Raw genomic sequence first — 21,658 nt, forward strand, 5'->3', positions numbered from 1 at the left:
TCCGGTCAGCTCGATTCGACGCTGGCGTCCACTCTCGTCATCGATCGAAGTTCGCCAGCAGGAAGTTCGTCGCAGGCAGAAGTGTGGTCAGCATCGGCAGCGCGTGGTTGACGACGAGACCCGGGAAGATCGCCGGGATTCCGTTGGTCACCAGCCGCACATCGGCGCCCTGGGCGCGCCAGTCACGCTCGAGCGTGACGACCTGACCGTACGGGATCACGTCGTCGTTGATGCCACCTTCGAGAAGCACCGGCGCATTGGGCTTCAGGGTGCCGATCCGCTGTTCGGCCACCACCTTCTTCGCCTCCGGGTTCCGGTCGATCACCTGCGAGAGCGGCTGGCCGGTCCTCGTCCACTGGTTGGTCCGCTGGAAGCCGAAGGCCAGGCCGGTGTCGCCGATGCACTGGGTGGCCACCTGCGACAGCACCCGCTTGCCGGCCGGGGTGGTCTCCCGGTCGAGGATCGGACCCAGCTCCGGGTACCGAGCCGTCAAACCGTTGATCGCATAACCGATCCCACCGACGATGAACGTCCCGTCGATTCGGTCGATCACCTTGGCGAGATCGGCGGGCGGAGCGCCGGCGTAGGTCGCCTTCACGTTCAGATCGGGTGCGTACGTCGCGGCCATCTCCGCCGCCGACGCGGCCGCGCCACCGCCCTGGGAGTAGCCGGAGAACCCGACCGGAGCATCGGCCCCGGCCTTCGACAGACGCAACGCGGCCCGCGCGCCGTCGAGCATGGCCGCGCCCGACTCACGACGGTTGACGTACGTATGGATGCCGGGTGTGCCCATCCCGATGTAGTCGGTGATGAACACCCGCACACCGTTGATGAGTAGCAGGTTGAGTTCGAGTGCCGTGTAGTTCACCGCGATGCTCGGCTTCGCCGGGTCGATGGCGAGCGGGAAGCTCATGAGTTTCGAGCCCGCGCACTGGTCTCCCTGGCCGACCGTCCCCGGTCCGAGCACGATCGTCGGTCGTTCGCCCTTGCCGCGCCACCCCGCGGTCGGTTCGACCAGGGTTCCGGTGACCGGCGCAGGCTTCCCGTCCTGGTAGCTGGATGTGTACATGACGCGGGTTGCGGTCCCGGGCCACTGGTTCTTCATGCCGGGGATCTGCAGGAGCAGAGGACTGGGCTGACTGCGGATGACCGAGCCGGGTTCGGACGCGAACGTCGACGGCGGTGTATAGAAATCACCGGCCGCCGATGCCGTCGGCGATGCCATCGTGATGCCAGCGGCGGCCACCAGTCCGGTGGTGACCAGGGCCGCCAATCGTTGCGTCGACCTCGATCTACGCGCCGATCGGCCGAACAGTTTCCCCCACGTTCTCTTCATGGAGAAGTAAGCTACCGCACAGTAACTTGGTCAGGTGACCCGGGCCATCATGGCGCCGGCCGGCGATCAGATGACCAGACCCAACGCCAGCACCACCACGAGGCCCGTCACCGACAGCAGCGTCTCCATCGCCGACCATGTCTTGAACGTCTGCCCGACACTCATCCCGAAGTACTCCTTGACCAGCCAGAACCCGGCGTCGTTCACATGGGAGAGGAACACCGAACCGGCCCCGATGGCCAGGACCACCAACGAGATCTCACCCGAGCTCAATCCGTCGACGAGGCCGAGCATCAACGACGACGCCGTGATCGTTGCGACAGTGGCAGACCCGGTCGCGAGGCGGATGAGTGCCGCGAGGACCCAGGCGAGCAAGATCACCGAGATGTTCGCGCCCTTGGCCCAGTCGGCGAGCAATGTCCCGATACCCGTATCCACCAGGACCTGTTTGAAACCGCCGCCGGCCGCCACGATCAGCAGGATGCCCGCGATGGCGGGCAGCGCGGCACCCGTGCACTTGGAGATCGTCTCGCGATCCATCCCCGACCCCCGGCCGAGGGTGAACATCCCGACGATGACGGCGATGAGCAGCGCGACGAGAGGTGTCCCGAGGATGTCGAGCACCCGCCGCACCATCTGGTCCTCGTCGTCGACGAAGATCTCGGCGAGAGCCTTGCCGAGCATGAGGACCACGGGCAGCAGGACGCTGAACATCGTGATCGCGAAGCTCGGTCGTTTCGTGGTCGTACCGTCGGCCGGATCCGCGTCGAACGTGTCCGGTACCGGGACCGTCACCCAGCGGCCTGCGAGCACCCCGAACAGCGGGCCCGACACGATGATCGTGGGGATCGCGACCACCACTCCGAGGGCGAGCGTGGTACCGAGATCGGCACCGAGGGCGTCGATGGCGACGAGCGGGCCCGGATGCGGCGGGACGAACCCGTGCATAGCCGAGAGACCGGCGAGTGCCGGGATGCCGATCGTGATCAGGCCCAGACCGGATCGTCGGGCCACCAGATAGATCACCGGCATCAACAACACGAGCCCGATCTCGAAGAACATCGGTAGCCCGATGATCGCGCCCACGAGGGCCATCGCCCACGGCAGCATGCGCGGCGATGCGTGCCCGACGATCGTGTCGACGATCTGGTCGGCGCCACCCGAGTCGGCGAGCAGCTTCGCAAACATGGCGCCGAGTGCGATCAGGATGCCGACTCCGGCGGCGGTCGTCCCGAAGCCGTCGGTGAAGGATTCGATGACTTTCGGAACCGTCTCGCCGGCAACGAGTCCCACCGTTGCACCGCCGCCGATGAGGGCGAGGAAGGGATGGACCTTCCCGACGGTGATCGCGAGGACGATGACCGCGATACCGGCGAGCGCGGCGATGACGAGCTGACCGCCACCGGCCACCGGCTCGGGGAGTTCGGCGTCGGCGGCGAGCAGTGCCGTCGACGGGATCATGGTCGAGATCATGAGTTCGCCTCCCCGATCGAGAGCGCACCCACGAAGTCGTCGACGATCGCATCGATGCTCTGATCCACGTCGATCACCACGCCCCGTTCACCGGGACCGAGCGGCTCGAGCGTCGCGAACTGCGACTCGAGCAGGGCCGGCGGCATGAAGTGCCCGGGGCGTGCGGATTGTCGGCGTGCGATGACCTCCATCGAGCCGTCGAGGTGGGCGAAGCACACCGTCGGCGCATGTCTGCGCAGCACGTCCCGGTAGGCGTGCTTCAGCGCGGAACAGCTCATCACGCCGCCGTCGGCGTGGTCGGCGAGCCAGTCCCCGATGGCCTCGAGCCACGGACGCCGGTCGTCGTCGTCGAGCGGATGCCCGGCCGACATCTTGGCGATGTTCTCCGGCGAGTGGAAGTCGTCGGCGTCGGCGAACGGAACCCGCAGCCGCTGGGCCAAGGCCGCCCCCACCGTCGACTTCCCGGACCCGGAAACTCCCATCACCACCACTGGTGATCGCATCTGCACTCCTCACGTCGCTGTGCTGCTGGTCACAGAGAGTGCCTTAAACGTATTACTTTTGCAATAGTTCGGCGCGATACGTATGCCAATTGGCGTCCAAGCAATGCGAATGAGAAGATGAATTCGTGAGTCAGGACACATCAGGGGCGGGCGAGCTGCACGATCAGATCCTCGGCGCGGTCGGTCGGCCCATCGTCTCGGGCGCGCAACCCGTCGGCAGCGTGCTGACCCTGGACGGGATCTGCGCCGAGCACGGCGTCTCGCGGACCGTCGCGCGTGAGGTGATCCGGGTGCTGGAGTCGATGGGCATGGTCGCATCCCGGCGTCGCGTCGGGATCACCATCCAACCGCGGACGCGGTGGAGTGTGTTCGACCCGCGACTGATCCGCTGGCGACTCGACGGCGACGACCGCACCGAGTTCCTGCTGACACTCTCGGAACTACGCAGGGGCTTCGAGCCGGTGGCCGCCGCGCTGGCCGCCGAACGCGCCGACGAACATCAGTGCCGCATCTTGGCGGCGGCCGCGTCGGACATGGCCGTCCACGGCCGCACCGGTGATCTGGACGCGTATCTGTTGGCCGACAAGATCTTTCATCGCGGGCTCCTCGAGGCGAGCGGCAACGAGATGTTCCACGCGCTCGCCGAGGTGGTCTACGAGGTGCTGGCCGGACGGACCCATCACGGCATGATGCCCGACAAGCCCAATCCGGAAGCCATCGCGCTGCATGACGATGTCGCCCGCGCCATCCGGCTCGGAGATCCGGTGGCGGCGGAGACCGCGATGCGGGCGATCATCGTCGAAGCGGCGTCTGCCGTCGTCGAGCCCACGGATTCCTGAGCGCCCTTCGAGACACTCCGCTGGCGCTCCGTTCCTCAGGGAACAGAAATGCTGCCGCAGCGCTTGCGAGCGCCGCGCCCTGAGGAGCGAGCTTGCGAGCGTCTCGAAGGGTCTATCTAACTCTCAGACCAGCAGTTCGGCGATCTGGATCGTGTTGAGGGCGGCGCCCTTTCGCAGGTTGTCGCCGGACACGAACAGCGCGAGGCCGCGGCCCTCGGGTGCACCCTCGTCCTGACGGATCCGGCCCACCAGTGAGACATCCTTGCCTGCCGCGTCGAGCGGCGTCGGCACGTCGACCACCTCGACACCGGCTGCGCCGCCCAGGATCTCCCTGGCCTGTTCGGGCGAGAGCGGATTCGCGAACTCGGCGTTGATGGACAGCGAGTGACCGGTGAACACCGGCACGCGCACGCAGGTGCCGCTGACCAGCAGGCCCGGGATGTCGAGGATCTTGCGCGACTCGTTGCGCAGCTTCTGGTCCTCGTCGGTCTCGCCCGACCCGTCGTCCACCAGCGAACCCGCCAGCGCGACCACGTTGTAGGCGATCGGCGCGACATACTTGACCGGCTCGGGGAACGACACCGCACCGCCGTCGAGTACCAGCTTCTCGGCATCGTCTGCGCCGGCGCGGATCTGCCCCGCGAGTTCTTCGACGCCGGCCAGTCCGCTGCCCGAGACCGCCTGATACGACGACACGACCAGTCGCTTCAGGCCAGCGGCATCATGCAGTGGCTTGAGGACCGGCATCGCGGCCATCGTGGTGCAGTTCGGGTTCGCGATGATGCCCTTCGGGGGGTTCTTCGCGAGTTCGCCGTTGACCTCCGCGACGATCAGCGGGACGTCGGGGTCCTTGCGCCAGGCCGACGAGTTGTCGATGACGGTGACGCCGGCTGCGGCGAACCGCGGCGCCTGCTCCTTCGACATCGTGCCGCCCGCGGAGAACAGCGCGATGTCGAGGCCCGACGGGTCTGCGGTCGCGGCATCCTCGACGACGATCTCGCCGTCGCCCCACGGCAGCTTCTTGCCCGCCGACCGCGCCGACGCGAAGAATCGCACCTGGTCGGCGGGGAACTTGCGCTCCGCCAACAGGGTTCGCATGACGCCGCCGACCTGACCGGTCGCGCCGACAACTCCGATGCTGATACCCATGCCTACCGCCCCGTTCCTGCGTAGACGACTGCTTCTTCTTCGCCGCCGAGGTCGAAGGCCTGATGCAGCGCGCGCACGGCGTCGTCGAGTTCGGTGTCACGGCAGAGCACCGAGATGCGGATCTCCGAGGTGGAGATCAGTTCGATGTTGATGCCGGCGTCCGACAACGCCTCGCAGAAGGTCGCGGTCACGCCGGGGTGGCTCTTCATGCCCGCGCCGACGAGGGAGACCTTGCCGATGTGGTCGTCGAAGAGCAGCTCGGTGAAGCCGATCTCGTTCTGCAGCTTGGTCAGCTTCTCGACGGCGGTCGGGCCGAGCTCACGCGGCAGGGTGAAGGTGATGTCCGTCTTGCCGGTGTCCACCTTGGAGACGTTCTGCAACACCATGTCGATGTTGATGTCCGCCTCGGCGACGGCCCGGAACACCTTGGCGGCGTACCCCGGTTTGTCGTCGAGACCGACCACGGTGACCTTCGCTTCGCTGCGGTCGTGTGCAACTCCGGTGAGAATCGCTTCTTCCACTGGAATGTCCTCCATCGAGCCGGCCACCATCGTGCCGGGTTTTGTCGAGTACGACGAGCGCACGTGAACGGGAACGTTGTATCGGCGTGCGTATTCCACACAACGCAACATCAGGACCTTCGCGCCGCACGCCGCCATCTCGAGCATCTCCTCGAAGGAGACTGTCTGCAGGTGGCGCGCGTTCGGCACGATGCGCGGGTCGGCGGTGTAGATGCCGTCGACGTCGGTGTAGATCTCGCAGACATCGGCCTTCAACGCCGCGGCCAGCGCGACGGCGGTCGTGTCGGAGCCACCGCGGCCGAGCGTGGTGACGTCCTTGGTGTCCTGGGAGACACCCTGGAATCCGGCGACCAGGACGATCTTGCCGTCGTCGAGGGCGCTCCGGACACGACCGGGCGTCACGTCGATGATCTTCGCGGCGCCATGGGTGCCGGTGGTGATCACACCGGCCTGCGAGCCGGTGAACGACTGCGCCTGCGCACCGAGGGAGCTGATGGCCATGGCGACCAGCGCGTTGGAGATGCGCTCGCCGGACGTCAGCAGCATGTCCATCTCTCGCGCCGGCGGCGCGGGGCACACCTGGTTCGCGAGGTCGAGCAATTCGTCTGTGGTGTCGCCCATCGCGGACACCACCACGACCACGTCGTTGCCTTGTTTCTTGGTCTCGACGATGCGTTCGGCGACCCGACGGATGCGCTCGGCCGTCGCGACCGACGATCCGCCGTATTTCTGCACAACGAGTGCCACGTCGAACCACCTTCCGGGATTGTCGGATGCATCGGTTCGGATGCATCGCCCCTGCTCGGGATCGGTCTCCGATCGAGCATTCGGGGCCTTCCTTGCGGGCATCACCTTACCGGCGGCGCGGTAAGCGCCCGAATCGAGCGCCGTTCGCGCAGGCCAGACACGACGTCGGTGCGAGCGCCGGACGTGCAGAAAGTCCGGTGGACACCCGGAGCCGGACGGTCTTCTGGTCGTCGGCGGCGCATCGCCCTAACATCGCTCAGGTGGCCACTGGAACCGACGTCGGCACGACCCCCGCTGGTCGTCGCGAACCAGACGACCGTCGGCCGGGTCCACAATCGGGCCAGAAGCGCTCCGCCGACCGTCCGTCGCGCCTGGGGTCTCGGCCTCACACGCCGCTGCGTACCTGGCTCCAGCCCATCCTGCTGTTCCTCGCCATCCGAGGTATCGGCATCCTGGTCCTCGCGCGTTTCGCTCAGCTTCGGGACACCACGCTCGGCGACGCGCTGTGGCTGTGGGACGGCAAGTGGATGGTGGCGATCGCCGAATACGGCTACGCCGACGTGCCGTTCACCCAGACCGACGCCCGTGGCCTGCACACCCCCGACACCGCGTATGCCTTCTTCCCCGGTTATCCGATGCTGGTCGGCGCCGTGGCGAAGTTGCCGCTGATCACGCCCTACGGAGCCGCGATCACGGTGAATCTGGTCCTGGGCTGCATCGCCGCAGTGGGGGCTGCCCGCCTCGGCGCCCTGTGCGCCCGCGCGATGGCCGACAAGTCCCCGATCGGAGCGGTCGATCCCCGTCGCACTGGACTGTTCCTCGTCGCCCTCTTTGCCGCGACGCCGATGTCGGTGGTGCTGAACATGGCCTACACCGAAGCGCTGTTCTGCGCCCTGGCGGTCTGGGCGCTGATCGGCATCCTGGAGCGGAACTGGCTGCTCGCAGGCATCTGCGCCTGCCTCGCGGGCGCCAGCAGGCCCACCGCGATGGTGCTGATCGGAGTGGTGATGCTGGCGGCACTGCTGGCGCGACGCGACGGCTGGCGGGCGTGGGCGGCGGTGGTGATCAGTCCTCTCGGATATCTGGGCTACCTCGCCGTCGTGTGGGCCCACACGGGATCGCCGACGGGCTGGTTCACCATCCAGACCGTCGGCTGGGGCACCGAGTTCGACTGGGGCCGCGCCACCTTCGACTTCGTGAACGATGCACTCGTCCACGCTGGGGAGGTCGCGCCGGTTGCATCCGCCTGGATCATCCTGTCGACGATGGCGATGCTGGTGATCGCGGCGTGGTCGAGGCTGCCGTGGCCCGTGCTGCTCTATGGCGCGCTGGTCATCGCGTCCATCGTGTTGTCGAGCGGGTTGATGATGAGCCGCGCCCGACTGCTCCTACCGGCCTTTGTCCTGTTGGTACCCGTCGCGATGGTTCTCGCCCGCTGGCGCCCAGCGGTCGGGATCGCGACGATGGTGCCGATCGTCATCGGCAGCGCGTGGTTCGGAGCTCACATGCTCACGGTGTACCCACACGCGATGTAGCCGCCCCGACCCCTGCCGATCGTGCCCCACCTGCTGATCGAGCCCCACCTGCTGATCGAGTAGCGCGAACGGAGTGCGCGCGTATCGAGATCGCGCGCGCGTGCCTCGATACGTCGCTCGTTCCTCGCGACCACTCGATCGTCAGTCGGCAGTCGGTGGCAGGCCTACCGATCACCGACCCGGCGGTCGCAGACCGTCGAGGACCACGCCGATCAGCCGCCGGCGGGTCTCCTCGGTGTCCTCGGCCACGCACGTCATCGACAAACCGCCCATCAGACGCGTGATGTCGACCGGTTCCACGTCGTCGCGAAAATCTCCACTGCGTCTACCGGCCTCGAGGATGGCGGTCATCAATTCCCGCGAGTTGGTGCGGGTTTCCTCGAAGACCGGCGCATCGTTGCCGACGGCGACAAGGATGGCTTCGCGCATCCCACGCTTCGTTCCCGCGGTCGCCATATAGGCCGCGAACATGCCCTCGAGTGCGGCGACGGCGGACTCGCTGTCCAGCAGGCGCCAGCCGTCGGCGACGATCTGCGCCGAGTAACTGCGGAACGTCGCCTCGAGCAACGCGGCGCGGTTCGGGAAGTGGCGATAGAGCGTCCCGACACCTACCCCGGCCTCGGCGGCGACCTTGTCCAGGGCGACATCGGTGCCCTCGGTGGCGAACAAGTCCTGCGCCGCTGCGACCAGCTTGTCGTAGTTGCGGGCCGCGTCGGCGCGGGTGGGCCGCTGGGATGCCGGAGCCGGCGCATTCGTCTCGTCATCGACGGCCTTCGCGGCAGGACGGGATCGGGCGCCCACGACATCCACTCCTCACGGTCGGTACAGCATCTGTTTCGACACCACTGCTTCCACACAGCTGTTGCTAAACGGATGAATCCTCCGTATATTAATCGGAGGAAGCTTCCGTTTCACCGCTGAGTGTACTCCACAATCCCTACTCGAAAAGAGCTCATCAATGTCTCTTTCGCCATCCCTCGAACGCATCCGGATTCCGGGACAGCCGTCCCGGATCCACCGGTTGCGGTCACGGATCAACACCGACGCACTGGTTCTTCTCGCGGTTCTCGGATGCCAGCTGATGGTGGTCGTGGATGCCACGATCGTCAACGTCGCCCTACCGGATATCTAACGGTCCCTTGGCTTCTCGACCTCGAGCCTGTCCTGGGTCCTCAACGCCTACACCCTCACCTTCGGGGGCCTGCTCCTCCTCGGCGCCCGACTCGGCGACATCCTGGGTCGTCGGGGCACCTTCCTCGGTGGACTCAGCCTGTTCGTCGCGGCATCGATGTTCGGCGGTTTCGCCACCGACACCTCGATGCTGTTGGTGGCCCGGGCATTTCAGGGCGTCGGCGCCGCACTCGCCGCGCCGGCCGCGCTGGCCCTGCTGATGACCCGCTTCCCTGAGGGAAGCCAACGGACTCGCGCGTTGGCGCTGTTCACCGCGGTGTCGATCGGCGGATTCTCGCTGGGACTCGTGCTCGGCGGCGCCCTCGTGCAATGGCTGGACTGGCGATGGGTGTTCTTCGTCAACGTGCCCATCGGCGCGGTCGTGATCATCGCCGGCCTGCTGTCGCTGCCACGAACCGCCGCCCAGCCCGGGGCGTTCGACCTCCAGGGCGCCCTGTACTCGACGGCAGGCATCGGAGCGATCGTCTACGGTCTGGTCAACGCTGCCGAACACGGGTGGTCGTCATCGGTGACGATCGTGGCGCTGATCATCGGATTCGCCTTCCTGATCGGCTTCGTCTACACCGAAAGCCGTGCACCACAACCCATCACACCACTGCGGCTGTTCGCCAGCGTGTCTCGCAGCTCGGCCCACCTGGGCCGACTGGTGATGGTCGCCGGGTTCATGGGCATCATGTTCTTCCTGACCCAGTATCTACAGGAGGTCCTGCACTACGGCCCCTTGGAGACCGGCGTCGCCTACCTCCCGATGACGGTGGCCACCTTCGCCGCCTCGCAGGTGACCGCACGTGTGCTGGTCGGGCGGTTCAGCACTCGCGCCCTCCTCATCACCGCGTTCTCGGTGGCGGCAGCGGGCCTGTTCTGGCTGACCACGCTCGATGCCCAGACGCCGTATCTCGCCCTGCTGGGACCGTTCGTGCTCATCGGCGCAGGCGGCGGAATGGCGTTCCTGTCGCTGACCACCGCGGCGCTGCGGGGCGTGCACCCCGACGACGCCGGAGCGGCATCCGGGCTGGTCAACACCGCGCAACAATTGGGCGGCACCGTCGGTCTCGCCATCATGGTCGCCGTGTTCGGGGCCGCGACACGCGGCCTCTCACCCTCGACGACCACCTTCGCCCACGGCATGACAGTGACAGTGCTGGCAGCCGCCATCCTGCTCACGGTTGGCGCGGTGCTCATGGCGATCACCCAGGGCGAGCGTCGGACGCTTACCCCTGCACCTGCCGCCCCCGTGCAGTGAATCCGGCACACAGATAGGCGATCCCGTCGTCGAGGCGGGATCGCGGGTCGAGAAGCCGTGGCGCCGTGTCACATCCGGACAGTTCGGAGAGATGCGGCGCCACGGCCTTGCTCCGACCCCCGATCAGGTCCTCGAGCCCGTCCGGCCGTTCCGAGGGCTTCTCGGTGCGCAGCAGGTCGTCACTGACGGCCACCAGCGCGACGCCGTGCACGTGCGTCCAGACCGCGAGCGCCATCCCGGTCGCCTCGACGAGGTCGACACCGAGATCCAGGAAGCCCGCGGCGAACCAGTCCAGACACCGCAGGGACTCATCACCGAAGCTGTGCCTGGGCGACGAGTATGCGAGCACCACCCAGGGGTGGCGGCGATACAACTCCCAGTCGATCTCGACGATGATCCGTACCCGCTCCTGCCACGACGACGGCTCAGCCTCGTCGACCGGATACGGGAACCGCCTGCCGATCTCCTCCGACATCTGCTGGAGCAGGGCGTCCTTGTCATCGACGTGCCGATACAGCGACATCGCCCCGACACCGAGTTCGTCGGCGATCCGGCGCATCGACAACGCGCCGATGCCGTCCCGGTCCGCGACGTCGATCGCGGCATCGACGATCGCTCCGAGAGTCAGCTTCGCGCCGACCGCGGACTTGTCTGCAGCGGATTTCTCGTCAGACGGCAATCGTCGATCCCTCTCCCCGGTGTCGCCCACCGATCACCCCGGTGACCTGTGGGAATAATTCACTTGCGTACAGCGTACCCATTCTCGTACCCTTCCAAGCGTACGGCGTACGCGGCCACCCGGCGGCGTACGCCTTCGCCAGTATTGCGAGATCCAGGAGAGTTCGACATGTCCACCCTCATCCCATCGTCAGATCAGCGCCAACGGGATCCTTCCGGCGCCGACCGACGCATGTGGTGGGGACTCGGTGTCCTCACTCTCCCCGTGTTGCTGGTCTCGATGGACTTCTCGGTCCTCTACCTCGCCATTCCGGCGATCACCGAGGCCCTCGACCCGTCCGCGGCCCAGCAGCTCTGGATCCTCGACATCTACGGATTCCTCATCGCCGGCCTGCTCATCACGATGGGCAACGTGGGCGATCGCCTGGGTCGTCGGCGCATCCTGTTGGCGGGCGCGGCGCTGTTCGGTGTCGCCTCGGTGATTGCCGCATTCGCACCAACCGCCGGCGTGCTCATCGCCGCACGCGCCCTGATGGGCGTCGGTGGCGCGACCCTCATGCCCTCGAGCCTGTCGCTGATCGCCAACATGTTCCCGAACGCCCGGGACCGGGCCAGGGCGATCGGCGTCTGGACGGCCGCGTTCGCCGGCGGCAGTGCGCTCGGTCCGGTGATCGGCGGCGTGCTCCTGCACCACTTCTGGTGGGGCGTCGTGTTCCTCATCAACGTGCCGGTGCTGGCAGTGCTGTTCATCGCCGGTCCTCGGCTGGTGCCCGAGTATCGCGCGCCCAACACCACGCGGTTCGACGTGGTCGGCGTGGCGCTGTCGATGCTGGGCATCCTGCCGCTCGTGTATGCGGTGAAGACGATGGCGGCCGACGGCATCAGCGGAACCGTCGTGGCGATCGGCGTCTTCGGCGTCGTGATGCTCGCACTGTTCCTGGCGCATCAGAGGCGGGTGGCCGCACCACTGCTCGACCTCGCCCTGTTCCGGAACCCGCAGTTCAGCGCCGCTGTCTCGGTGGCGCTGGTCGGCATGATGGCGCTCGGCGGGATGTCGTACCTCACCGGCGTCTACCTGCAGTCGGTTCGCGGGTTCGACGTCCTCACCGCAGCACTCGCGGGGCTGCCGATGGCGGTCGCGGTGGCGGTCTTCTCGATCGGCGCGTCCCGGGTGGTCGCGGCGCTCGGGCTACGAGCCGCCTTTGTCGGGTCGGTGCTGCTCGCGGCGGTCGGCAACCTCGGGCTGCTCGCGCTGTCGATGTCCAGCCCGCTGTGGATCTACCTCGTCTTCACCTCGATCGCCGGCATCGGATACGGCATCCAGTTCAGCCTGGTCTCCGATGTGGTGGTCGGGTCGGTTCCGGTCGAGCGTTCGGGTGCGGCGTCGGGGATCTCCGAGACGAGCTTCGAACTCGGCACCGCACTGGGGCTCGCGCTGCTCGGCTCGCTGGCAACGCTGGTGTTCCGGGAGAACTCCGGTGGCTGGACCTTCGGCGACACGCTCGGCGACACCATGCACCGCGCCCTCGAGATGGGCGACGGCGGAACAGGATTGGCGGACGCGGCCCGCAACGCCTACGTAGACGGGATGCATGCCGCATCCCTCGCGAGCGTGATCGCACTCGGCGTGCTCGCGGTCGTGCTGACCGTCGTCATGCGCGACCGCACCGCAGCCGACGTGCGGCAGGACTGATCGGGTCGGAGGCGTTAGCCTTGCCCTCGTGCACGAGCTGATCGAAGGACGTTGGAGCGCGCGAGGGTATGACCCCGACGCGACGATCTCCACCGACGACGTGACCTCGATCCTGGAGGCCGGCCGGTGGGCGCCGACCTGGGGTCGGGTCCAGCCGGTCCGGTTCGTCGTCGGGATTCGGGGCGATGCCACGTTCATGAAGCTCACCGATGTCCTGACCAGCGGAAACGTGGGGTGGGCGCCTGCCTCCGCGGCGCTGGTCCTCGTGTGCACGGCCGCCGAACCCGACGACGAGAAGGCCCGCACCTACGCGACGGTCGACACCGGACTCGCAGTGGCGCAGATGATCCTGCAAGCCGCGGATCTCGGGTTCAACGGTCACCCGATGGCCGGGTTCGACCCCGCTCGTGTGCGGGAACTGTTCGCCATCCCCGACGACCGACGACCGTTGGTCCTGCTGGGCGTCGGCAAGCTCGCCGATCCCGCGACCCTGGCACCCGAGATCCGCGAGCGCGACGAACGCCCGCGCACCCGACTACCGCTCGACGAGGTGGCGTTCAGCGAGACCTGGGGTCACGCCTTCGGAAGTCCCTGACCCCGCCGATCGGGCACAGTTCCCCGTCGATCGGGCACAGTTCCACGCCGACCGGGCACAGTTCCACGCCGATCGGGCACAGTACCGAGTTCGTGCGCACACTCGGCGCGAACCTGCGCACGATCGACGGATTCGTGTGCCCGATCGACGGGCGCTGTGAACGATCAGAACTGCTCGCAGGTCGCCTTGGCCTTCTTGATCGCGTCGTGGTTCTTCTTCATCTCCGTGCGCATCGGCGGCATGATGTGGTGATCCTGCATGAACTGCCTGATCGACGCGCGGGTCGGGTGATTCTTGCGGAACTCCGCGCGCTTGGCCTGCTTCTGTTCCTTCGTCATCGTCATCGCCGACTCGAAGTGCTTCTTCATCTTCGGGTTGCCGTCGATGCGCTTCCACAATGCCGGGTCCTGCTTCGCGAGAGCACCCTCCACCTGGGACACGCTGCAGTGGGTACCCGGCACGCTCGAGTGCGGCGCGGGCGTTGCCGGGGCCGCAGTCGCGACGCCTCCGACCGCGATGGCCGACGCGATGCCTGCACCGGCGACGCTGCAGGCGACACCGCGGGCGAACCGCTTACCGGGGCGAGTGGACTGAGTCATGTACACATCCTTCGTTGTCGGTCGAACGGCGGAGCCGTCGCGCGACATGCACGGCCCGACGGGCCGGGCATGCGACGAAAACTAGCGGCGCCACATGAGATACGACTGAGAATCGCTCAACAGTCCGCGCATATTTCTCGCTGGTCAGAGCCCTTTTGCCGGGTTTGTGCCCGCATGTCGGAATCCGCGGGCGGCGATTGCGGCCGCCCAGCCTCGGGGCCGACGGCATTTGATCGGCACCATCGGTGGGGAGTACAGTCCGAGACATGCAGCGCGCGCTCCTTCTCGGTTGCCGCGGCGGGGTCTGAATGACCGGCCCTCCGTCGCGGGCCTACTCATGCGCCGGTCATCTTCCCCATTCGATTCACGGAGATTGACCACCAATGGCAGCAGCAGACTCATTCACTTCCGGCACGAGCCGTATCGTCGAGCCGTCCGGCCCCATTCCCTCCGGCCAACCGGTCTGGAACACTCAACGCAGTTCGGCGATGCCGTCTCATCGTTATCGTCAGTTCGCCGATGAGGTCGAGAACGTCGCCGTCCCCGATCGAACCTGGCCCGACAAGATCATCACGGGTGCGCCGATGTGGTGCGCGGTGGATCTGCGCGACGGCAATCAGGCCCTGATCGATCCGATGAGCCCGGCCCGCAAACGGCGGATGTTCGATCTGCTGGTCCGTATGGGCTACAAGGAGATCGAGGTCGGTTTCCCGGCGGCCAGCCAGACCGACTACGACTTCGTCCGGGAGATCATCGAAGAGAACGCGATCCCCGACGACGTCACCATCCAGGTGCTCACACAGTGCCGCGACGAGCTGATCGAGCGCACCTTCGACGCGTGCCGCGGTGCGGCCAACGTGATCGTCCATTTCTACAACTCGACGTCGGTACTGCAGCGACGCGTGGTGTTCCGCGCCGACAAGGGCGCCATCAAGAAGATCGCCACCGACGCTGCTCACAAGGTGCTCGATGAGCAGAAGAAGTACCCCGACACCAACTGGCGCTACGAGTACTCGCCCGAGTCGTACACCGGGACCGAACTCAGCTTCGCCAAGGACGTCTGCGACGCCGTCACCGAGATCATCGCGCCGACCCCCGAGCGTCCGATGATCCTCAACCTGCCTGCCACCGTCGAGATGGCGACCCCGAACGTCTACGCCGACTCCATCGAGTGGATGCATCGCAACCTGGCCCGTCGCGACTCGGTCATCCTGAGCCTGCACCCGCACAACGATCGCGGAACGGCCGTCGCCGCAGCCGAACTCGGCTACCAGGCAGGCGCCGACCGCATCGAGGGCTGCCTGTTCGGCAATGGCGAGCGCACCGGCAACGTCTGCCTGGTGACCCTGGGCATGAACCTCTTCAGCCGTGGCGTCGACCCGCAGATCAGCTTCTCCGACATCGACGAGATCCGGCGCACGGTCGAGTACTGCAACCAGCTGAACGTTCCCGAACGCCACCCGTACGGCGGTGACCTCGTGTACACGGCTTTCTCGGGCAGCCACCAGGACGCCATCAACAAGGGCCTCGACCAGATGAAGATCGACGCCGATGACGCCGACCAGGACATGGACGACATCCTGTGGCAGGTGCCGTATCTGCCGATCGATCCCAAGGACGTCGGCCGCAACTACGAGGCCGTGATCCGGGTCAACAGCCAGTCCGGCAAGGGCGGCGTCGCCTACATCATGAAGGCCGACCACGGCATGAACCTGCCGCGTCGCCTGCAGATCGAGTTCAGCCGCGAGATCCAGAAGATCACCGACGGCGAGGGCGGCGAGGTCAACCCGAAGGCCATGTGGGATGTGTTCGCCGAGGAGTACCTGTACCCGGTCCGACCGCTCGAGCGCATGCGCCAGAAGGTGGATGCGGCCGAGGTCGACGGTGGCGAGGACAGCATCACCGTGGTGGTCAAGGTCGACGGCGTCGAGCGTGAGATCAGTGGTAGCGGCAACGGGCCGCTCGCGGCGTTCGTGGACGCGCTGTCCACGGTCGGCTTCGACGTGCGGGTCCTGGACTACAGCGAACACGCACTCACCGCAGGCGGAGACGCCAGCGCCGCGGCCTACGTCGAGACCGAGGTCAACGGCGAGACCGTCTGGGGCGTCGGCGTCGCGTCGTCGATCACGACGGCCAGCCTCCGTGCGGTGGTCTCGGCGGTCAACCGCGCGAACCGCGTGACCGCGCCGGCCGCCGACGAAGCCGCCGCCGCACCGCGCACCTGGGCCCCGTAGCGGCGACCCACCCACCAAAGCCACCTCCCACCTCGCTGATCGAGTAGCGGCGACGGAGGAGCCGCGTATCGAGATCATCGACGCGCCAACCCCATTCGGCGCGCCAGCAGACCCACGATGGTCGGGCGACCCCCGATTCATCGTGTCGAGGCGTGGGCCGGGATCCATCGAACAGCGGGCGATCCCCGCTGACCGGGTCCCGGCCCACCCCTTTTCGGCATCCGACACGATCGTCATCCTTTCCGGATGACGACTTCCGCCCCCGAGCGGGACAGACTCCAAGGAGAGGATCGGGCGCACCGTCCGCGCTCCACTCGGCGAGAGGGGTCAGCATGGCCGACCGGGCCGAGCTCGGGCCGATCGACTACATCGTCGTCGAACTCCCCGACGACACAACGACTCTCATCGATCACATGATCACGGAGATCGCCGGACTCATGGCGGCCGGCACCATGCGCGTCCTCGACCTGGTGGCGATCTCCGTCGACGCCGACGGCGCGGTCGATGTGACCGAGGTCGAGACGGTCGAGGACCCCCGCCTCGCGGACTTCGTGACATCTCTCGCCGAGATCCTGGCCCTCGAGGATGTGGAGAACATCGCGACTGCGGTGACACCGGGGCGGAGCGCCATTGTGATCGTCTGGGAATACCTGTGCGCCCGCCCTTTTGCCACGCTCGCGCAGACGTCGGGATCGCAGATCATCGCCCAGGGACGCATCCCGACAGGAGCGGTGGTCGCGGCTCTGACGACCGAGCTTCCTGGATGAGGCCGTGGCCGACGATCAGATCAGGTCCCGTTCGCGGGCTCGGTCGACCGCCTCACGACGCGTCGACACCCCCAACTTCCGATAGATCGACTGCTGATGGGTTTTCACCGTGTTGACCGAGACGAACAGATCTGCGGCGATCTCCGACGCCTTGTACATGGTCGGCAGGTATCGCAGAACCACCAGCTCCCGCTCGGTGAGCACACCCACCGGCGCACCATCGACCGGTCCGGCCGTGCCGCCGCACGCCGCGATGAGCCGCCGGATGAAGCCGGCGTTGTCGTCGGCCAGGTGCTGGTGCCTGTCGAGCAGCGCCCGCACCGGCGGCCCAGCCGTCACGAACGGCCGTATGTGACCGATCGGTGCCGCCAGCCGCGTCGCGTCGCCGATGCGTTCGAGTGCGACCGACTCCCGTTGCAGCCGCGCCGAGGCCACCGCTGACAGCACCGCTGCCTCGACCGCCTGCAGACGATGCGGCGCAAAGGTACTCGTCGCGCCCAACAAGTCCGCCGCGTCACCGGGTCGATCCGCCGAGAGGTACGCCCTGGCGAGAGTGACCCTCGTCAGGGCACCGGCATACGAGTCGGCACGCGCCGGATCGCGGAGCCGTGCTATCACGGCATCGGCCTCGCCTGCGAGTATCTGCACCTCCGCCGACGTGACCTGATACCACGTGCTGAGCAGCGACGGCAGCCGGCCGGCCTGCTCACGCACGGCCTCGAGCCGCTTGGATGCTGTGCGTGCGGCATAGAGATCACCGCGCACCACCGCCAGCCAGACCGCCGAGACCTCCAGGATCAACCAGGCCCCGCTGTCCGTACCGAGCTCGACGGCACTGCGCCCCATGGCGATCGCGCGCTCGGCCTCCTCGAGTTCATGGCTCTCGAGGTGGGTCAGGGCGGAGGCGGCGTAGAGCGCCATCGCCTGGGGCTGACGGGTCCACCCGCGACGCTCGGCGAGCGACCTGATCGCCGTCGTCCGGGCACGGACCTCCGGCAACGCGCCGTCCGCGAGATCGGCGAGCGCCAGGTAGGTATCGGCCGCCATCGCCATCAGACTCAGCCCCGCACCGTCGGCGCTGATCCGGCTGGATTCGAGTTCTTTTGTTGCCAAGTCGATCTCACCGCGATGAAAGAGGCCGATGGCGCGGTTGTTCCTGGCGATCAACGCATAGGCCTGGGCGGCAGGCACCTCGCTGCGCGACACTCCGGCCACCAGTCCGAGCACCTCGTCGCACCGGTCGACGACATCGTCGAGCGAACTCAGCCGGGCGTGCACCATCCGCGTCAGGGCGAGCACGATCTGTGTTGCGGCAGGCGGAGTCGGTCTGCCACGCAAGGCATTCGTCGCGTCGTCGGCATCTCGGATCATCGTGCCGTAGTCACTGCGATGATATGCCAGCATCGACGCCACGATCAGGGTGTCGGCCGTCGGCCGTCGGTCGGCCTGCGCGGCCGTCGGTGCCAACGCCGCTGCCAGGGCAGGCGCCTGCGTCGACAGCACCAGGGGCAGTGCGATCCGGCACAGCACCTCGGCCACCTCGGCCCAGGCATGGGCCAGACCGTAATGCCGGATAGCCGAGATCGGATCCCCGCTCTCGGCGAACCAGGCCGCCGCTCGACGATGGAGATCAGCAGGGGCATCCGGGTTCTCGGCCGCGAGGCGATCCAACAACAGTTCCCGGAACAGGGGGTGATAGGCATACCAGTCCGGCCGATCGGACAACCGGACGGTGAGCAGGTTGTCCTCGACCAGGCTGTCCAGGACATGCCGACTGTCGATCCGCCCGGTCAGCGCACGCGCGAGCTCGCCGGTCATCATCTCCACAATGCTGCTCGACAGCAGGAATTTCCGATCGGTCGGTGCCAGATTCTCCAGCACCTCCTCGACGAGATACGCCGCGACGGTTTCGTTGCGGCCACCGAATTGCGCCAGTGCGTCGTGGATATCTGCGTCACGGGTACTCAGCAACGCGAGTCGGAGGCCTGCGGGCCATCCCTGCGTCCGCACGAGCAATGTGTCGAGATCCTCCTCGGAGAGTTCTGCTCCTGCGCGCGTACAGAATTCGAATGCATCGGCGTGCGTGAACGCGAGCTGATCGGAACCGATCTCGGTGAGCCGATCCGTGAGTCGCAGTTTCTGGAGCCGGAGTTCGGAGGCCGCACGGGTGATCAGGATCAGCCGCAATTGCGCGGGCTGACGGGAAATCAGATACCGGACGGACTCGAGAACGGCCTGGTCGGCGATCCGATGGAGGTCGTCGACCACCAGCGTCACCGGCGTCTCGGTGGCCGCGAGGCCGTCGATGACGAGCTCGACCTCGCTGCGATCGAACCCGACTCCCGGGACCACATCGGTCACGGCCGTGCCATCACGAAAAGCGCCAGCGGCCGACAGTGCCCCGACGACGCCACCCCAGAACGACCGGAGACCATCCGACTCGTCGGCCGCCAGCCACGCCACCGGTTCCGTCGCGATGTGACGGCTCCACGCGGCAACCGCAAGTGTCTTCCCATAACCGGGCCCGGCCGACACCACGGCGACCTGACCCGGCCGGCACGTGGTCAACGCACGGTCGATTCGACGCAGCCGGACATGACCCGGAGGTAGGTCGGGGCGCGAGATGCGCAGCCTGGCACCCGGCGCTAGGTGACCGATCGACTCGTTCACACGGATCCCGTCTACGACGCCCCGACTGGCCCGGGGGACCTGCACAGAGTCTAATCCGTCCGATCGGCGCACCCGTTCACTCATTCGAATGGAATGGCGACATCACGGTGTCCGGTCTGTGACGATCAGATGTGCGCGCAGCGAAGCGTCGCCGCAGGCACGAAGGAGGTGGTGGTCGTGGCCCTGCGTCCCGGACGGGCGAACCGGCGGGCCGTCATCGGTCATCCCATCGTTCGCTCGACGCCCCATCCGGAGTCCGCTGCCCTGATCGAACGCGCGATCGCCCGTCGCCGAGACGACTCCCGGGTCGCTGGGCCGGAGCGTTCCCCGGAACACTCCCCGCAACATTCCGGCGAGAGCCAGGGCCGCGACGAATGATCAGGCCTGATCGCCGCGGACGCTGACGGGCGGGTCGTCTGGTCCCGCCGTCTCGTCATCGGCCGTCACCGCGTCTGCCGGGCCCTCGTCTGCTGTTCCCGCGTCTGCCGGGCCCTCGTCTGCTGTCCCCTCGTCCACCGGGCCCTCGACCACCGGGACGGGGGTACGGCGCGCGGGCTGCATGGCCACTTCGAGGGCCGCCAACACCACGCACGCGATCACCACGGTCCAGATGACCACAAGCCCCGTCGGATACGGCCAGAACATCAACACCAGCGCGGCGATCGCGACCACGCCGATCCGCACCGCGATCCGCGCCTGCCAGAGGACGCGCTCGAAGGTGTTGGGCTGTCGTGCGGACCGACGGGAGTCGACGGCTCCGACGCCTCGGGTGAATCCGTGACGGACCGCCAGTGCCGCCCGCGAGCCACCGGCGAGGAACGCCGCCACCGCAACCACGAGGCCCACCACCGCGACCGCCCGCAACGCGAGACGTAGGGGTGCCGCGACGGTGTCGAAGATGACCCGTGCGGCATCTGGTGAGAGCACGTCGGGCGGAACCTGGCCGAGATAGATCGCCCGTCCGACGAGCAGCCCGATGGCGAGGACGAGCATGCTGAGGGTGATCGCGATCCCCACGATCGCGAGCATGCGAAGCCGTCGTCCGGATCCGATCAGGGCCACGGCCCCGACGGCCGCCAGGATGGCCAGCCACGGCAGGATGGACGCGATCTTGTCCAGCGCCCGCACCCAGCGCTGCGCCTTGGCCAGGTCAGGCGACTGGAACACAACGAATTGCTTGTCGACCTGCGGGATGCTGCCGGCGAAGGCGAAGCCGCGGTCCTGGAGTCGCTGCTTCACCTGTTCGATGATCGGACCCAATTGGATGCTGATCGTCCCGTCCGAACCGATCTTCACCGCGTCGCGTTGGGTTTCGCCGGTCACCGCGGCGACCACCGATCGATGTGCGGCGCGATTCGCCGCCACCCAGAGGTCCTTGAAGGTCGACGAGCGCACGAAGTCGTCCACCGTCTTGTGCACGAACGACTCGGCCTGCGATGCGAGAACGGGCGCCAGACCGATCAGCGCCTGATCGACGCGGGGCCGGTCCGCGGGGGTCAGGTCCACGATCTGCTGCAGCGCCTGCTGGGTCATCTGCTGGATGTCGACCCGCGAATCGATCTGTTCGGTGACCGCGGCGGAGACCTGCGCCTGCACAGCAGGATCGGAGGCCAACGGTGTCACGGTGGTCAAATAGTGTTCGGTGTCGAGGAGCTCGCCACGCACGTAACGGGTGGTCACGGAGGTGAGCGCGAGGAGCGCACACAGAATGACCAACACGGTCGCCCCGATGCGGCGCCATATCGACGGCCCTTCCCGACGGCGGCCGGATCGGCCCGCCACCTCTGCTCTCAGGCGCTCGAGCTCGGCACGTTCGTCGGCGTCGAGGGGGCGAGCGTCAAGGGGGCGAGCACTGTCGGATCCGGCTTCCGCCACGTCCGGGCCT

19 protein-coding genes and 1 pseudogene are annotated in these 21,658 nt (G+C 67.2%); 10 read left to right on the forward strand and 10 right to left on the reverse strand.

Annotated elements, in window-relative coordinates; translation table 11 throughout:
* Positions 1-37: 37 nt before the first annotated feature.
* The 3 genes from OVA31_RS09220 to OVA31_RS09230 all read right to left on the reverse strand — a co-directional run bounded on the left by OVA31_RS09220 (position 38) and on the right by OVA31_RS09230 (position 3,312).
* Positions 38-1,336 carry a lipase family protein gene (locus OVA31_RS09220; protein ID WP_267630765.1) on the reverse strand — a complete coding sequence of 433 codons (1,299 nt, stop codon included), beginning with the start codon at positions 1,334-1,336 and terminating at the stop codon, positions 38-40.
* A gap of 66 nt (positions 1,337-1,402) precedes the next feature.
* On the reverse strand, positions 1,403-2,797 hold the full coding sequence (locus OVA31_RS09225; protein WP_267631464.1) for a GntP family permease: 1,395 nt from the start codon (positions 2,795-2,797) through the stop codon (positions 1,403-1,405).
* Positions 2,798-2,805: 8 nt separating this feature from the next.
* The gene (locus OVA31_RS09230) at positions 2,806-3,312 is read right to left on the reverse strand and encodes a gluconokinase (RefSeq protein WP_267630766.1); all 507 of its coding nucleotides are present in this window, start codon (positions 3,310-3,312) and stop codon (positions 2,806-2,808) included.
* Between the two features lie 125 nt (positions 3,313-3,437).
* Here OVA31_RS09230 and OVA31_RS09235 point away from each other — a divergent pair, with 125 nt between their 5' ends.
* The gene (locus OVA31_RS09235) at positions 3,438-4,151 is read left to right on the forward strand and encodes a FadR/GntR family transcriptional regulator (RefSeq protein ID WP_267630767.1); all 714 of its coding nucleotides are present in this window, start codon (positions 3,438-3,440) and stop codon (positions 4,149-4,151) included.
* A gap of 123 nt (positions 4,152-4,274) precedes the next feature.
* Here OVA31_RS09235 and OVA31_RS09240 read toward each other — a convergent pair whose 3' ends face one another.
* Together OVA31_RS09240 and OVA31_RS09245 are read right to left on the reverse strand one after the other, a co-directional pair.
* Positions 4,275-5,300: an aspartate-semialdehyde dehydrogenase gene (locus OVA31_RS09240; RefSeq protein ID WP_267630768.1), complete on the reverse strand. Its 1,026-nt coding sequence runs from the start codon at positions 5,298-5,300 to the stop codon at positions 4,275-4,277.
* Positions 5,301-5,302: 2 nt separating this feature from the next.
* Positions 5,303-6,568, reverse strand: coding sequence for an aspartate kinase (locus tag OVA31_RS09245; RefSeq protein WP_164310387.1), 1,266 nt, complete (start codon positions 6,566-6,568; stop codon positions 5,303-5,305).
* Between the two features lie 260 nt (positions 6,569-6,828).
* On the opposite strand from OVA31_RS09245, the gene OVA31_RS09250 reads away from it, so the two are divergent.
* Positions 6,829-8,103 (forward strand): hypothetical protein, encoded by a 1,275-nt coding sequence (locus OVA31_RS09250; protein ID WP_420714164.1) that lies wholly within the window; start codon positions 6,829-6,831, stop codon positions 8,101-8,103.
* A gap of 171 nt (positions 8,104-8,274) precedes the next feature.
* Here OVA31_RS09250 and OVA31_RS09255 read toward each other — a convergent pair whose 3' ends face one another.
* Positions 8,275-8,904 carry a TetR/AcrR family transcriptional regulator gene (locus OVA31_RS09255; protein ID WP_267630769.1) on the reverse strand — a complete coding sequence of 210 codons (630 nt, stop codon included), beginning with the start codon at positions 8,902-8,904 and terminating at the stop codon, positions 8,275-8,277.
* 157 nt (positions 8,905-9,061) lie between these two features.
* Here OVA31_RS09255 and OVA31_RS09260 point away from each other — a divergent pair, with 157 nt between their 5' ends.
* The 3 genes and pseudogenes from OVA31_RS09260 to OVA31_RS09265 all read left to right on the forward strand — a co-directional run bounded on the left by OVA31_RS09260 (position 9,062) and on the right by OVA31_RS09265 (position 10,537).
* Positions 9,062-9,235 carry a hypothetical protein gene (locus OVA31_RS09260; RefSeq protein WP_267630770.1) on the forward strand — a complete coding sequence of 58 codons (174 nt, stop codon included), beginning with the start codon at positions 9,062-9,064 and terminating at the stop codon, positions 9,233-9,235.
* A gap of 15 nt (positions 9,236-9,250) precedes the next feature.
* A pseudogene (locus tag OVA31_RS24675) lies at positions 9,251-9,538 on the forward strand (MFS transporter); the annotation flags it as partial.
* A gap of 60 nt (positions 9,539-9,598) precedes the next feature.
* Positions 9,599-10,537 carry an MFS transporter gene (locus tag OVA31_RS09265; RefSeq protein WP_420714201.1) on the forward strand — a complete coding sequence of 313 codons (939 nt, stop codon included), beginning with the start codon at positions 9,599-9,601 and terminating at the stop codon, positions 10,535-10,537.
* Here the strand turns inward: OVA31_RS09265 and OVA31_RS09270 are convergent.
* Positions 10,506-11,216 carry a TetR/AcrR family transcriptional regulator gene (locus OVA31_RS09270; protein WP_267630771.1) on the reverse strand — a complete coding sequence of 237 codons (711 nt, stop codon included), beginning with the start codon at positions 11,214-11,216 and terminating at the stop codon, positions 10,506-10,508. The two genes, OVA31_RS09265 and OVA31_RS09270, sit on opposite strands and share 32 nt — an antisense overlap.
* A gap of 168 nt (positions 11,217-11,384) precedes the next feature.
* Here OVA31_RS09270 and OVA31_RS09275 point away from each other — a divergent pair, with 168 nt between their 5' ends.
* Entirely contained in the window at positions 11,385-12,908 is a 1,524-nt protein-coding gene (locus OVA31_RS09275) for an MFS transporter (RefSeq protein ID WP_267630772.1), read from the forward strand.
* A gap of 28 nt (positions 12,909-12,936) precedes the next feature.
* Positions 12,937-13,503, forward strand: a complete 567-nt coding sequence (locus tag OVA31_RS09280) for a nitroreductase family protein (RefSeq protein ID WP_267630773.1) — start codon at positions 12,937-12,939, stop codon at positions 13,501-13,503.
* Positions 13,504-13,667: 164 nt separating this feature from the next.
* Here OVA31_RS09280 and OVA31_RS09285 read toward each other — a convergent pair whose 3' ends face one another.
* On the reverse strand, positions 13,668-14,102 hold the full coding sequence (locus OVA31_RS09285; protein WP_267630774.1) for a hemophore-related protein: 435 nt from the start codon (positions 14,100-14,102) through the stop codon (positions 13,668-13,670).
* 383 nt (positions 14,103-14,485) lie between these two features.
* Here OVA31_RS09285 and leuA point away from each other — a divergent pair, with 383 nt between their 5' ends.
* Positions 14,486-16,336 carry a 2-isopropylmalate synthase gene (gene leuA, locus OVA31_RS09290; protein WP_267630775.1) on the forward strand — a complete coding sequence of 617 codons (1,851 nt, stop codon included), beginning with the start codon at positions 14,486-14,488 and terminating at the stop codon, positions 16,334-16,336.
* 332 nt (positions 16,337-16,668) lie between these two features.
* Positions 16,669-17,103: a DUF6325 family protein gene (locus tag OVA31_RS09295; protein ID WP_267630776.1), complete on the forward strand. Its 435-nt coding sequence runs from the start codon at positions 16,669-16,671 to the stop codon at positions 17,101-17,103.
* Between the two features lie 15 nt (positions 17,104-17,118).
* Here the strand turns inward: OVA31_RS09295 and OVA31_RS09300 are convergent, their stop codons facing one another.
* Positions 17,119-19,773 (reverse strand): LuxR C-terminal-related transcriptional regulator, encoded by a 2,655-nt coding sequence (locus OVA31_RS09300; RefSeq protein WP_267630777.1) that lies wholly within the window; start codon positions 19,771-19,773, stop codon positions 17,119-17,121.
* A 93-nt stretch (positions 19,774-19,866) separates the two neighbouring features.
* On the opposite strand from OVA31_RS09300, the gene OVA31_RS09305 reads away from it, so the two are divergent.
* On the forward strand, positions 19,867-20,151 hold the full coding sequence (locus OVA31_RS09305; protein WP_267630778.1) for a hypothetical protein: 285 nt from the start codon (positions 19,867-19,869) through the stop codon (positions 20,149-20,151).
* Here the strand turns inward: OVA31_RS09305 and OVA31_RS09310 are convergent, their stop codons facing one another.
* Positions 20,152-21,648, reverse strand: coding sequence for a hypothetical protein (locus OVA31_RS09310; protein WP_267630779.1), 1,497 nt, complete (start codon positions 21,646-21,648; stop codon positions 20,152-20,154).
* Positions 21,649-21,658: the final 10 nt, after the last annotated feature.

It is taken from the genome of Gordonia sp. SL306 (assembly GCF_026625785.1).
GTDB lineage: Bacteria > Actinomycetota > Actinomycetes > Mycobacteriales > Mycobacteriaceae > Gordonia.

Excerpts from the sequence above, each read along its gene's own strand:
- OVA31_RS09220 (WP_267630765.1), bottom strand. The coding sequence starts at position 1,336 with ATGAAGAGAACGTGGGGGAAACTGTTCGGCCGATCGGCGCGTAGATCG.
- OVA31_RS09225 (WP_267631464.1), bottom strand. The coding sequence starts at position 2,797 with ATGATCCCGTCGACGGCACTGCTCGCCGCCGACGCCGAACTCCCCGAG.
- OVA31_RS09230 (WP_267630766.1), bottom strand. The coding sequence starts at position 3,312 with ATGCGATCACCAGTGGTGGTGATGGGAGTTTCCGGGTCCGGGAAGTCG.
- OVA31_RS09240 (WP_267630768.1), bottom strand. The coding sequence starts at position 5,300 with ATGGGTATCAGCATCGGAGTTGTCGGCGCGACCGGTCAGGTCGGCGGC.
- OVA31_RS09260 (WP_267630770.1), top strand. The coding sequence starts at position 9,062 with ATGTCTCTTTCGCCATCCCTCGAACGCATCCGGATTCCGGGACAGCCG.
- OVA31_RS09275 (WP_267630772.1), top strand. The coding sequence starts at position 11,385 with ATGTCCACCCTCATCCCATCGTCAGATCAGCGCCAACGGGATCCTTCC.
- OVA31_RS09285 (WP_267630774.1), bottom strand. The coding sequence starts at position 14,102 with ATGACTCAGTCCACTCGCCCCGGTAAGCGGTTCGCCCGCGGTGTCGCC.
- leuA (WP_267630775.1), top strand. The coding sequence starts at position 14,486 with ATGGCAGCAGCAGACTCATTCACTTCCGGCACGAGCCGTATCGTCGAG.
- OVA31_RS09295 (WP_267630776.1), top strand. The coding sequence starts at position 16,669 with ATGGCCGACCGGGCCGAGCTCGGGCCGATCGACTACATCGTCGTCGAA.
- OVA31_RS09305 (WP_267630778.1), top strand. The coding sequence starts at position 19,867 with ATGGCGACATCACGGTGTCCGGTCTGTGACGATCAGATGTGCGCGCAG.